The 12181-nt window shown below is 47.7% G+C and carries 9 protein-coding genes; all 9 read left to right on the top strand.

Annotated features, from left to right (window positions below):
- Positions 1 to 371: 371 nt before the first annotated feature.
- The 9 genes from BLR88_RS15890 (at position 372) to BLR88_RS15850 (ending at position 12051) form a co-directional block, all read left to right on the top strand.
- Positions 372 to 2858: a Lon protease family protein gene (locus BLR88_RS15890; RefSeq protein ID WP_082705849.1), complete on the top strand. Its 2487-nt coding sequence runs from the start codon at positions 372 to 374 to the stop codon at positions 2856 to 2858.
- Positions 2859 to 2997: 139 nt separating this feature from the next.
- Positions 2998 to 4251 (top strand): argininosuccinate synthase, encoded by a 1254-nt coding sequence (locus BLR88_RS15885; protein ID WP_057897531.1) that lies wholly within the window; start codon positions 2998 to 3000, stop codon positions 4249 to 4251.
- A 91-nt stretch (positions 4252 to 4342) separates the two neighbouring features.
- Complete coding sequence (gene argH, locus BLR88_RS15880; protein WP_091261180.1) at positions 4343 to 5767, top strand: argininosuccinate lyase; 1425 nt, start codon at positions 4343 to 4345, stop codon at positions 5765 to 5767.
- A gap of 219 nt (positions 5768 to 5986) precedes the next feature.
- Positions 5987 to 6673, top strand: a complete 687-nt coding sequence (ftsE, locus tag BLR88_RS15875; RefSeq protein ID WP_057900212.1) for a cell division ATP-binding protein FtsE — start codon at positions 5987 to 5989, stop codon at positions 6671 to 6673.
- Positions 6663 to 7556 carry a permease-like cell division protein FtsX gene (gene ftsX / locus BLR88_RS15870; protein ID WP_057897532.1) on the top strand — a complete coding sequence of 298 codons (894 nt, stop codon included), beginning with the start codon at positions 6663 to 6665 and terminating at the stop codon, positions 7554 to 7556. Before ftsE ends, ftsX begins: the two co-directional genes overlap by 11 nt.
- Positions 7557 to 7583: 27 nt before the next feature.
- On the top strand, positions 7584 to 8801 hold the full coding sequence (locus tag BLR88_RS15865; RefSeq protein ID WP_057897533.1) for a murein hydrolase activator EnvC family protein: 1218 nt from the start codon (positions 7584 to 7586) through the stop codon (positions 8799 to 8801).
- An 82-nt stretch (positions 8802 to 8883) separates the two neighbouring features.
- The gene (locus BLR88_RS15860) at positions 8884 to 10344 is read left to right on the top strand and encodes a S41 family peptidase (RefSeq protein WP_091261178.1); all 1461 of its coding nucleotides are present in this window, start codon (positions 8884 to 8886) and stop codon (positions 10342 to 10344) included.
- Positions 10345 to 10507: 163 nt separating this feature from the next.
- Positions 10508 to 11824 carry a PDZ domain-containing protein gene (locus tag BLR88_RS15855; RefSeq protein ID WP_057897534.1) on the top strand — a complete coding sequence of 439 codons (1317 nt, stop codon included), beginning with the start codon at positions 10508 to 10510 and terminating at the stop codon, positions 11822 to 11824.
- Positions 11821 to 12051 carry a DUF2198 family protein gene (locus BLR88_RS15850; protein ID WP_057897535.1) on the top strand — a complete coding sequence of 77 codons (231 nt, stop codon included), beginning with the start codon at positions 11821 to 11823 and terminating at the stop codon, positions 12049 to 12051. The genes BLR88_RS15855 and BLR88_RS15850 overlap by 4 nt, the downstream gene beginning before the upstream one ends.
- Positions 12052 to 12181 lie beyond the last annotated feature (130 nt).

Genomic DNA, 12181 nt, shown 5'->3' with positions numbered 1-12181 from the left:
TGCGTGGGCGTATGTATCGCTGTTCGTGCGGCTATACCCAACATCGGGACATTCACGGTGCGGCGAATCTACTGTCCAAAGTGTTGTATGAAAACCGGATTCAGTCCTTGCCGTTTGAAATACAGAAACCCACGTATCTACGGATCGCCTAAGCGAGAAGTAGTAGATGGTTTGTTCCGCCCCACGCCTGTAAGGGTGTGTTGCTGAATGATTCCCCTCGCAGACGGCACGTGTCTGTGAGATCAGCGACAACCCGCTGATCGCCTGTTCTGTCGAGGTGGATAGTTCAGAAACCCCCACTTCAACCTATGGTAAGTGGGGGAGGTTCATTAATGTATAGAGTAGATAGCTGAAGAAAGGGATGAGCAACGATGTGGAAGCGTGTTGCCCAAGAAACTTTAGAACAAAGAAAAGTTCCGGTATCTAAATTACGTGTCATGACACCACCGGAAGTATTTCCATGTGAGACGACGGCGGAAATCGAACCGCTTAAGGAAGGAATCATCGGTCAGGATCGGGCCGTGCGCGCAATGGACTTCGGACTGAAAGTCAGAAAGCATGGATATAATTTGTTTGTTGCAGGTTCCCCGGGCACCGGCAAAACCACATACGCCAAGGTGAAAGCGCGCCAAGCTGCGGAAGGAAAGCCCGTGCCTGACGATTGGTGCTATGTATATAACTTCACCCGCCCTGACCATCCGCTAGCACTATCATTTCCGGCTGGAGAGGGCATGAAATTCAAGGCAAGAATGGAAGAGTTGATTCAGGATATTGAGCGGGAGGTACGGAAAACGTTTGCCGGGGACGAATACGAAAAGCAACGCCGTCAAGTTTTGCAAAATTTCGAGAAAAGGGCGCAGGAACAATGGAAAAAGCTTGATGAACTCGCGCGTGAGTTCAATTTCTCGCTGGAACGTACGTCCGAAGGCGGAATTATCACGGTTCCGCTTATGTTCGGAAAACCGCTCAGCAATGAGGAATTTAATCGCCTGTCTGAGGTTACGCGCCAGGAGATTAAAGAGAAAAGCAAAAAGCTAGAACAGGAAGTCGCCGAGTCGGTACGACAAATTCAGCTAATCGAAAAAGAGGTCGAACGGCAAATTGCCCAGTTAAACAAAGATTCCGTCCGCCAGGCCGTACAGCATCTGTTTCAGCCGCTGTTTGCGCAGTATGAAGATGAAAAAGTGCGCGAATATTTGCGCGCGTATCAAGAAGACGTCATTGATAATTACCACTTTTTTAAAGACGAACCTTCCGAAATGGGAGCGATGGCACGGTTATTGCAAAGGAACGAAGAAGCGAATTTGCTGCGCTACAAGGTAAATGTATTGGTCGATAACAGCGGAACATCCGGCGCTCCGGTTATTTTTGAAAGCAACCCGACCCATTACAATTTGTTCGGGCGTATCGAATACCGGAGTACATTCGGCACGATGACGACCGATTTCACAATGATTAAACCGGGATCTTTGCATATGGCGAACGGGGGATATTTGATCGTGCAGGTGGGAGAGCTTTTGCGTAATCCACTGGCCTGGCATGTTTTGAAGCGGGTATTGAAAACGGAAAAGCTCCGTATTGAGACCCCTGCGGAAGAATATGGGCTTATCGCTACAAGCGGCCTGAAACCGGAGGCAATTCCGCTGGATGTAAAAGTTATTTTAATTGGCAGCCCGTATGTATACTACTTGTTATCTGAACTGGACGAGGACTTCCATAAACTTTTTAAAGTCAAGGTCGAGTTTGACACGGATATGAAAAAAGATGGCCGAAAGTACCGGGAATTTGCGGCTTCTGTTCGCAATTATTGCGAGAAAGAAGGCTTGCTGCCGTTTCATCGTTCCGCTCTGGCGGAGCTAATGGATTACAGTACGCGTCTGGCCGGTGATCAGCGCAAATTGACCGCCAGATTTCACGATGTAAATCGCTTGCTTGTGGAGGCGAGCTTCTGGGCAGAAGAAGAAGGCAGCCCGGTAGTGGAAGCACGTCATGTGCGGCAAGCGCTTGCGGAGCAAGAATACCGTGCCAATCGGCTGGATGAGAAAATGCGGGAATTAATTGAAGAGGGCACGATTATGGTCGATGTGGACGGTGAGAAAGTGGGGCAGATTAACGGGCTTGCAGTAATGCAAACAGGCGATTACACGTTTGGCCAGCCGCACCGTATTACGGCTCGTACGTTTATCGGGCGCCAGGGTATTATCAATATTGAACGGGAAACCTCACTAAGTGGTCAGCTACATCATAAAGGCTTGCTTATTTTGAGCGGATACCTGGCGGGAAAATTTGCTCAGAATAAGCCGCTTCCCTTGTCAGCGAGCATTACGTTCGAACAGACATACAGCATGGTTGATGGGGACAGTGCTTCAAGCACCGAACTATATGCGCTCCTGTCTTCGCTCTCAGGCATTCCAATTAAGCAGGGCATCGCCGTGACAGGATCGGTGAACCAATGGGGCGAAATCCAGCCGATCGGCGGTGTAAATGAGAAAATCGAAGGCTTCTTTGCGGTATGCAAGGCGATTGGTTTGACCGGTAAGCAGGGGGTTATTATTCCGCACCAGAATGTGAAAAATTTAATGCTTCGACCCGAAGTCATCGAAGCGGTAGAGTCCGGGCAATTCCATATCTGGCAAGTACGTACCATTGAGGAAGGAATTGAGATTCTTACGGGCGTGGAGGCCGGGACTTGCGATGAAAAGGGAGACTATGAAGAAGGCACTGTATTCGGTGAAGTTAACAAACGCCTCACCCGCATGTTTGCTTCCATCAAAGATGATACTGACCAGATTCTCGGCGCCGATGCCAAAGCAATGCAACAGCGTGTTGATACTGAAGCAGAAAAAAAGGAAAAATAATGGAAGCCAGTAAGCCTAATATTTTTTTGCAAAAAATCTATTGAATTTTTATTAATAAAATTGCATAATATTTCATAGGAAATGCATGGTGTGAGACGTGACATAATATGCACGAGTAGAGAAGGGGAGGATTTGAACAATGGCAAAAGAAAAAGTTGTTCTGGCTTATTCTGGCGGTTTAGATACATCTGTGGCGATTAAATGGTTGCAGGAAACGTACAATTATGACGTTATCGCCGTAGCGCTTGACGTCGGCGAAGGCAAGGATTTGGAGTTTGTACGCGACAAAGCGCTGCAGGTTGGTGCCATTAAATCATACGTTGTGGATGCAAAAGAATTGTTTGCGAATGAATTTGTTTTGCCAGCACTAAAAGCGAACGCAATGTATGAAGGCAAATATCCGGTCGTATCCGCCCTGTCCCGCCCGCTTATTGCGAAAGTGCTCGTTGATATTGCGGAAGAAGAGGGTGCAGTTGCCGTGGCCCACGGCTGCACAGGCAAAGGGAACGATCAGGTGCGTTTCGACGTTTCGATCACAGCCCTTAATCCGAACTTGAAAATTGTCGCTCCGGTACGTGAATGGGGCATGAGCCGTGATGAGGAAATCAAGTACGCGATGAAGCATAACATTCCGATTCCGGTTGACCTTGACAACCCATACAGCATTGACCAAAATCTTTGGGGCCGTGCGTGCGAATGCGGTGAACTAGAAAATCCCTGGAACGAGCCCCCGAAAGGTGCATATGACCTGACGGCTCACCTGGAAGATACGCCGGACGCTCCAGAGGAAATCGAAATTGAGTTCATCCAGGGCAAACCTGTAGCGTTAAACGGCAAAGAGATGCCGCTAAGTGAACTTATTCTCGAACTGAACAAAATTGCGGGCAAACACGGCGTGGGGCGCATTGACCATGTAGAAAACCGTCTCGTTGGCATCAAATCCCGCGAAGTATATGAAGCCCCAGGAGCAATTACGCTTATTCTGGCGCATCGCGAACTGGAGTTCTTGACACAACCACGCGAAGTGGCGCAGTTTAAGCCGATTATTGAGCAAAAAATCTCCCAGGTTATTTATGAAGGCCTGTGGTTCTCACCGATTATGGATGCGCTCAAGGCGTTCGTGGAAGAAACGCAAAAATTTGTGACAGGTACCATCCGTGTGAAACTGTTCAAAGGTCATGCGATCGTAGTCGGAAGAAAGTCGGCATCCTCTCTGTACGATGAAAACTTGGCGACATATGGTACGGAAGATACGTTTGACCATCAGGCGGCGATCGGCTTTGTCAAACTGTGGGGCCTGCCGACAAAAGTGTTCGTACAAACGAATAAAGACAAACTGGACCATGCGCCGAAAGCGGTCGTTATTGATAAAAAAGAAGCAATCAAGCAATAAAAATGCTTGAGATTGACAGGAGAATCGAGGTTTGAGAGGAGGGAAAGGCGTTTTCTTTCTTGAGGTGGAGAGAAGGAAAACGCCTGCATTCATGAAGCTATGGGGCGGTCGATTTACCAAAGCAACCGATAAACTTGTAGAAGAATATACGGCATCCATCGGGTTCGACCAGCAATTGTGGAAAGAGGACATCACCGGAAGCCTCGCGCACGTGGCAATGCTGGGCAAGTGCGGCATTATCGGCGAAGATGAGGCGGCCACGATTGCGGAAGGCTTGAAAAAGGTGGCTGCCATGATCGAAGCGGGTGAAGCAGAGTTTACGGTTGAGAACGAAGACGTGCATATGAATGTGGAAAAAATGCTGATTGAACAAATTGGACCGGTGGGCGGCAAATTGCATACCGGGCGCAGTCGCAACGACCAGGTCGCGACCGATATGCATTTGTACCTGCGTGCGCGTGTCGTCGAAATTGTTGATTTAATCGTGAAGGTTCAGGAGTCGCTGCTTGAGCAGGCGAAAGCAAACATCGACACCATTCTGCCGGGCTATACGCATTTGCAGCGGGCACAACCGGTATTGTTCGCGCATCATTTAATGGCGTACTATTCCATGTTACAGCGCGATGCGGAACGGTTGATGGATAGCTGGAAGCGAATTAACGTCTTGCCTCTGGGAGCCGGCGCGCTGGCGGGTACGACGTTCCCGATCGACCGCGAATACGTGGCTGAATTGTTGAAATTTGACGCCGTTTACACGAATAGTATGGACGCGGTAAGCGATCGCGATTTTATTGTTGAATTTTTGGCCAATGCTTCCCTGCTGATGATGCATCTTTCTCGTTTGTGCGAAGAACTGATTCTCTGGATGAGCGACGAGTTTAACTTCGTGGAATTGGACGACGCGTTTTGCACAGGCTCCAGCATTATGCCCCAGAAGAAAAATCCGGACGTGGCGGAACTTGTCCGCGGCAAAACGGGTCGGGTATACGGCAGTCTAATCGGTATGCTTACGGTTCTCAAAGGGTTGCCGCTTGCGTATAATAAAGACATGCAGGAAGACAAAGAGGGCATGTTTGACACAGTCGCCACACTTCATGGCGCGCTATCATTGTTTGCTCCGATGATTCGCACGATGAAAGTCAAGAAAGAAAACATGCGTCAGGCGGTGGCGCATGATTTCTCCAACGCTACTGATTTGGCGGATTATTTGGTTGGAAAAGGTATGCCTTTCCGTCAGGCTCATGAAGTTGTAGGAAGAAGCGTGTTGTATTGTATTGAGCAGGGGAAGTACTTGCTGGATATGAGCTTGGATGAGTTCAGACAGTTCTCTGAACAATTCGAAGAGGATATTTATGAAGCGCTCAATCCTGTGAACGTTGTCAATGCACGCAATGTGCTGGGTGGCACGGCGAAGAATCAAGTAGAAATTCAGATTACTGCCGCCGAGGTTCAGCTGAAACAAACACACGTATGGGTGGAAGAACATATCAAGAAGATAAACGTTCAACTCTTATAAATAGGATGAAATGGAAGGATAGAAGAGAAATAGAGACTATCGGTGAGGCCATCCCCTTTTACAAGAAGGGGATGTTTTTTTTGCTAGAAAATTGTCGGAAATAATGTGCGATTCTTCATGCGTTTTGCTCGACAAATGGTATAATAGAAAAGGCGTTTATTGTTGGATGATGTCATTTCCACGGAAGCGATAGAAAAAATTATAGTTTGGGTGATTTTTTTGATAGAAATGCAGGATGTATGGAAGACGTATCCGAACGGAACCGTGGCCCTTCAGGGAATTGATGTCCGCATCAAAGACGGGGAGTTCGTCTATGTCGTCGGACCGAGCGGTGCGGGAAAATCAACGTTTATTAAACTGATGTACCGCGAGGAAAAAGCGACAAAAGGGCAAATTGTGATTAACGATTTTCATATCAATCGTCTCAAAGAGCGTCAAATTCCTTATCTGCGGCGGAAGATTGGCGTCGTTTTTCAGGACTTTAAGCTACTTCCGAAACTGACCGTCTACGAAAACGTAGCGTTTGCAATGGAAGTTATTGAAGAGTCCAGGAAAAAAATTAAGCCGCGCGTAATGGAAGTGTTGGAGCTTGTAAGGCTGAAACACAAAGCGCGCTCACTTCCTGACCAGTTGTCCGGAGGGGAACAGCAACGCGTGGCAATTGCGCGCGCGATTGTAAATCGACCTGATCTCATTATCGCCGATGAACCGACCGGAAATCTTGATCCGGAGACATCGATGGATATTATGCAGACATTGCTCGAGATAAATCGGGGCGGGACAACCATTGTTATGGCTACACATAATAAAGAAATTGTAAATAGCCTGCGCAAGCGGGTGATTGCGATTGAGGCAGGACGGATCGTTCGGGATGAGCAGAGAGGGGAGTATGGCTATGAAGACTAGCACGCTTTCCCGTCACATGCGCGAAGGATTCAAGAATCTTGGCCGGAATGGCTGGATGACGTTCGCTTCTATTAGCGCGGTGATGATTACTCTCTTAATTCTCGGCGTTTTTTTGATGATGGCGATGAACATTCAGCACCTTGTCCAGACCGTGGAGAAACAGGTCGAGATTCGTGTTTCACTCGACGTAACAGCTGACGATGCAACGGTGAAGAAGGTGGAAGGCGCGCTTAAGAAGCTGCCTGACGCCGCCGAGGTGAGGTTTGTTTCAAAAGAAGAAGGGCTGAAGAACTTGAAAGAAAGTTTTGGCGATAAACGTGACTATTTGAACGGACTGGAGAAAGAAAATCCTTTGCCGGACACCTTTATTGTCAAAGCGAAAACACCGCAGCAAACCGGAGCCTTGGCTCAGAAAATCGAAGCGATCGACGGTGTGAAGAAGGTTAACTATGCTGAGCAAACGACGAAGAAGCTGTTCGCCGTAACGGATGTGATTCGCTTTGTCATCGTGGCATTTATTATTGCCCTTGCGTTTACGGCAATGTTTTTGATTGCCAATACGATTAAATTAACCATTATAGCACGGCGCCGGGAAATCGAGATTATGAAGCTTGTTGGCGCGACCAACGGCTTTATCCGGTGGCCGTTTTTTGTGGAAGGAGCACTTATGGGGATCATTGGCGCTATTGTGCCGATCATTGTCTTAAGTGTAGGATACGCCTCTTTGCTAGATTTTGTGGAGCAACAGCTTGCGCTTTATTTTTTGCATCTTTTGCCGATATATCCGCTTATGCTGGAAGTTTCGCTTGTGTTGCTTGGAATCGGCGCTTTTATTGGTATCTGGGGAAGCTTAATGTCCGTGCGACGGTTTTTACATATATAAAAAATCAAGAATTATGAGGAGGAAAAGATGGCGAAGAAGTTCCTGATTCCGCTGGCGGCTACCATTCTTTTTACGGGAATGACTCCGGCGGTCAGCCAGGCTAATGAAGTCGCGAATGTTCAAAAGGAAATTGATAGAATTAAGCGAGAGAGTCAGATAGCAAAGAATAGAGTAAGCTCAATCAAACAGCAAATTAGTAGTATCCAAGCACAGCAACAGTCGACCAAAGAAGATATCATGAGCATTGATTTGAAGATGAATGAAACCCAGGCGAAAATCGACGAGTTAAACAAAGAGATCGAGAAAACAACTGCTGAACTGAAGCAAGCGGCCAAGCAGCTTCAAGAAGCCATTATCCGAGTAGAGAAGCGCGACAAATTGCTAAAAACACGCGTATCCGCTATTTATGAAGCAGGGGACATCTCTTATCTGGAAGTTTTGCTGGGCTCCCAGGATTTCAGTGACTTTCTTGAAAGATTGGATGCTGTGAAGTCGATTGTTGAACAGGACGTGACGATTCTTGAAGACAATAAGCGCGACCGTGACATTATTGCGGAGAAAAAGAAACAAATCGAAACAGAATTGCAGAATTTAAAGAGAATGCAGGCAGAAGCCCAGCAGCTGGCCGCGCAGCTTGAAGAGCAGAAACAGGAGCGGGAGCGTATTCTGAAAGAGTTGATAGCAAAAGAGGGCGAATTGCTAGAAATCCAGGAGGAACAGGAGCATGCGTCGCTTGAGCTTGTCAATCAGCTGCAGCAGAAGATCGAAGAGAAACGTCGGGCAGAAGAAGAGGCTCGCCGTGCCTCTTCTTCTGATGCCGGAAGCTGGTCTCTGCCGCCCGTTCATTCCGGTGGGCAGTTCGTTTGGCCTGTTTCCGGTGCTCGCATGTCTTCTTCTTTTGGCTATCGTATTCACCCGATTCTTCATACCCGTAAGTTCCACGATGGCACCGATTTGGCTGCTCCGCAGGGAACGCCGATTTATGCGGCTGCGGATGGTGTGGTAGCTTCCACAGGTTATATGAATGGGTATGGCAATACTGTTATTATTTATCATGGAAACGGCTTAAGCACATTGTATGCCCACATCCGTCATGGTGGAATTGTCGTGTCTGAGGGGCAGGAGGTAAAGGCGGGCCAAAAGATTGCGGAAGTCGGTTCTACGGGGCGTGCTACCGGCCCGCATTTGCACTTTACAGTCATTCGTAATGGTCAGAAAGTCGATCCGATGTCATATTTGCGATAATTTGGCAATAACAGATATATCCCTGATATATCTGTCATATACTAGGTGGTAAATCGGATTGATCAAAGGTGGTGTTTTTATATTGTATGTAAAACGCCGTACGCTTTTTGTGATGCTTCTTCTTGTCGTCGTTTCCACCAGCATTGTTACCTTAGCGGCGGCCAAATTTTTTGGACAGGGTTTCGGTCAGAACGGCACCCGCGTGCCTGAGGGACAGGCGGCGTCGGGACAGGCAGTACCGCAAAATCCCGATTTCGCAAAAGTGTACGAAGCTTATCAGTTAATCGAAAATACAGCATTGGAGAAGCAGGATAAAGCCAAGCTGATTGATGGCGCCATCGAGGGGATGGTGAAGACGCTCGATGATCCGTTCTCCGATTATATGAATCAGAAAGAAACGAAAGACTTTAATTCGTCTTTGCAATCAACGTTTGAAGGTATCGGTGCGGAAGTAACACTGAAGAATGACCGGGTAACCATCGTTTCTCCGATCAAAGGTTCCCCTGCTGAGAAAGCGGGCCTTCGTCCAGAAGATCAAATTTTGAAAGTTAACGGCAAAAGCTTGCAAGGGATGAGCTTAAGTGACGCGGTGATGCATATCCGCGGGCCAAAAGGAACGAAGGCGGAGCTTGAAATCATGCGTCCAGGTTTATCCGAACCGTTGCGTATCGTGGTTATCCGTGATGATATCCCGATTGAGACGGTTTACAGCGAAACGATTCAGCGTGATGGCAAAACGTTCGGCAAGCTGGAGATTACCCAGTTCTCACAGGATACGGCTAAACACTTTGCTAATGAATTGCAAAAGCTTGAAGAAAAAGGAATCGATGGCTTGATTGTTGATGTGCGCGGCAATCCGGGCGGCTTGCTGGATTCTGTTGTGGAGATTGGAAATTTGCTTGTGCCGGATAAGGGGATTATTTTACAAATTCAATATAGTGATGGTAAAAAGGAAGTGTTTCGTTCCGAGAAAGGAAAAGCTGCATATCCGATCGTTGTGCTGACGGACAAGGGAAGTGCCAGCGCTTCAGAAATCCTGGCTGCCGCGCTGCAAAGCAGCGGATATAAAGTCGTCGGCACGAATACATTTGGCAAAGGAACCGTGCAGAACACGATGCCGCTCGAAGATGACAGCCAATTGAAAATCACGGTAGCCAAATGGTTGACACCGGACGGTACCTGGATTCACAAAAAAGGCGTAATACCGGATGTGAAAATTGAGCAACCTGATTATTTCAAAGCGGTTCTGTTACCGGATGGTGTGGAACTGAAGCGCGATATGACAAGCTCTGATGTGAAGAATTTGCAATTAATTCTCAAAGGACTTGGACAGGCGCCGGGTCGCATGGACGGGTATTTTGACGCTCGCACGGAAGCAGCGGTTAAAATCTTCCAAAATCTGCACCAGCTGCCGATGACCGGCAAGGTAGATAAAAAAACGGCAGGTCTGATGCAGGAAGAGTTGATAAAACGCATTCGAGACCCGAAAAACGATTTGCAACTACAGGCGGCCATCGAAGTATTATCCCAACAGACAAATTAGAAATCAGGGAGGGTTCGCCCTACCGTTTGTAGAATTATAGAACCACGGCCTTTATGTCGTGGCTTTTTCTTTACTATAATAGAAGTGGTTTTTCTTACAGGATGATTGGTTTCAAAGGACACTGGCATATGTTGGCTCGATTTTTTAAATCGGAGGATGGGAAATGGGTGATTGGTCAGGATTCTTGCTGGATGTACTGATACAGATTCCGAAGTTTTTATTAAGTCCTGCTTTGTATATATTTGCTTTGCTTTTGTTTTGGCACTATCATAAACAGGTTGTTCAGGAGCGCAAGCTGTTTCATGTGCGTTTGACTTCGGCGCCGGGAGAGCTCCTCCGCTCGCTTCTGCTGGGTGCGCTTGCGGGCGTGGGTGTTTCCGCGCTTCTGCTTCTCTTCGGAATCGCTCTTTCCTATTATGATGTTGTGCTGTTATGGGGGATAAGCATCCTTTTTGCTTTGATAAACATTCGCTTTTTATCATTCGCATACAGCGGCGGTTTTTTAGCGATTGTGTCGGTTTTGGCAAGATTGGTTCCGCCTGATGGTGCGGATGGATGGCTTGGCCAATTGCTTCTATGGCTGCGGGCAGTGAATATTCCAGGCGTTTTGGCACTGGTCGCTTTACTGCATATTGCTGAAGGGTTGCTTGTGCAATTGACGCCGAAACAAGGATTCTCTCCTGTACTGATCAAAAGCCAGCGCGGACGGGTAGTTGGTGCATATGTGATTCAAAAATATTGGATGATCCCGGCTGTGTTGTTTGTATCAGGTGTTCCGGGCGGCACTTATGCTATAGATGCATCGGGCTGGTGGCCGCTTTTTTACGCGGGAGCAGCGGCATTGAGTTTATTGCCGATCCCAACCGTAATCGGATATGCTGATTTGGCGGTATTGTCTACACCGCAGGAGAAAGCGAAACAGGCGGGCAGACGAATCATGCTATTCGGGATTTTGCTGTTTGTGCTGGCCTGGGCGGGCGTGTATTGGCTTCCTGTCGCTGTATTCGGAGGTCTGCTTTCCCTGCTTGGGCATGAGGCGTTTCGTATTTACGGGAAATGGCAGCGTCGATTGTATACTCCGCTATATGTGCAATTGAAAAAAGGTGTCCGGGTATTGGCTGTTGTGCCGGGAAGTCCGGCGGATGAGATGGAAATTATTACGGGCGATGTAATTTTGCGTATTAACGGACGCGAAATTAACAATAAAGCGGCGATTTATCTGGCATTGCAGCGGCAATCGGCTTTCTGTAAAATGGAAGTAATGAACAGGGAAGGACATATTAAGTATGTTCAGCGTTCTGTATATCAGGGTGATCACCATCAACTGGGGCTTATCTTGGCGCCTGATGTAGAAACGGACGAATATGTTGAACAGGGAGGGTACAACCGATTATTCGGTTTATTCCGCAAAGTCCGGACGCGCCGCAACAATGAATCGTATGAAGTCCCCTTTGAACAGGGAAAGGATGTAACATTATGATCATAAAATACGTGCTTGCCTTACTCGTTCCGCTTCTTCTCGCGGCGGTGATTTCGCGTGTGGCACTTAATATATGGGTAGGCGCCATTGTGACCCTTGGCATCATGATGGCTGTCTTCGATGGTCCGAAGCAGCCTCTGCCGGTTATTTTATTAGGCGTTGCCAGCGGCTTCGCCGGAACGTACATTGGTTATCGCTGGCTTAAAGGAATTAGTTTGACGGAGTAGGGATGACAGCCCTCTCTTTTTCCCCGTTGCTGGGTTGCCTCTTTTGCGTATTTTTGCGTATGAAGCGAAAAAGGCAAAAGCGCTTGGGGAGAAGGAGAGGGTTGCTCTTATTCTTTACAAATTTGATCGG

It is taken from the genome of Aneurinibacillus thermoaerophilus, from assembly GCF_900099925.1.
Lineage (GTDB): Bacteria > Bacillota > Bacilli > Aneurinibacillales > Aneurinibacillaceae > Aneurinibacillus > Aneurinibacillus thermoaerophilus.
Note: the sequence above shows the minus strand (reverse complement) of the source record. Positions and strands in the feature narration are given on the sequence as shown.

Bases quoted from the DNA above. Each gene is read 5' to 3' on its own strand.
- BLR88_RS15890 (WP_082705849.1), top strand. From the start codon at position 372: ATGTGGAAGCGTGTTGCCCAAGAAACTTTAGAACAAAGAAAAGTTCCG.
- argH (WP_091261180.1), top strand. From the start codon at position 4,343: ATGAAGCTATGGGGCGGTCGATTTACCAAAGCAACCGATAAACTTGTA.
- BLR88_RS15865 (WP_057897533.1), top strand. From the start codon at position 7,584: ATGGCGAAGAAGTTCCTGATTCCGCTGGCGGCTACCATTCTTTTTACG.
- BLR88_RS15885 (WP_057897531.1), top strand. From the start codon at position 2,998: ATGGCAAAAGAAAAAGTTGTTCTGGCTTATTCTGGCGGTTTAGATACA.
- ftsX (WP_057897532.1), top strand. From the start codon at position 6,663: ATGAAGACTAGCACGCTTTCCCGTCACATGCGCGAAGGATTCAAGAAT.
- BLR88_RS15850 (WP_057897535.1), top strand. From the start codon at position 11,821: ATGATCATAAAATACGTGCTTGCCTTACTCGTTCCGCTTCTTCTCGCG.
- BLR88_RS15855 (WP_057897534.1), top strand. From the start codon at position 10,508: ATGGGTGATTGGTCAGGATTCTTGCTGGATGTACTGATACAGATTCCG.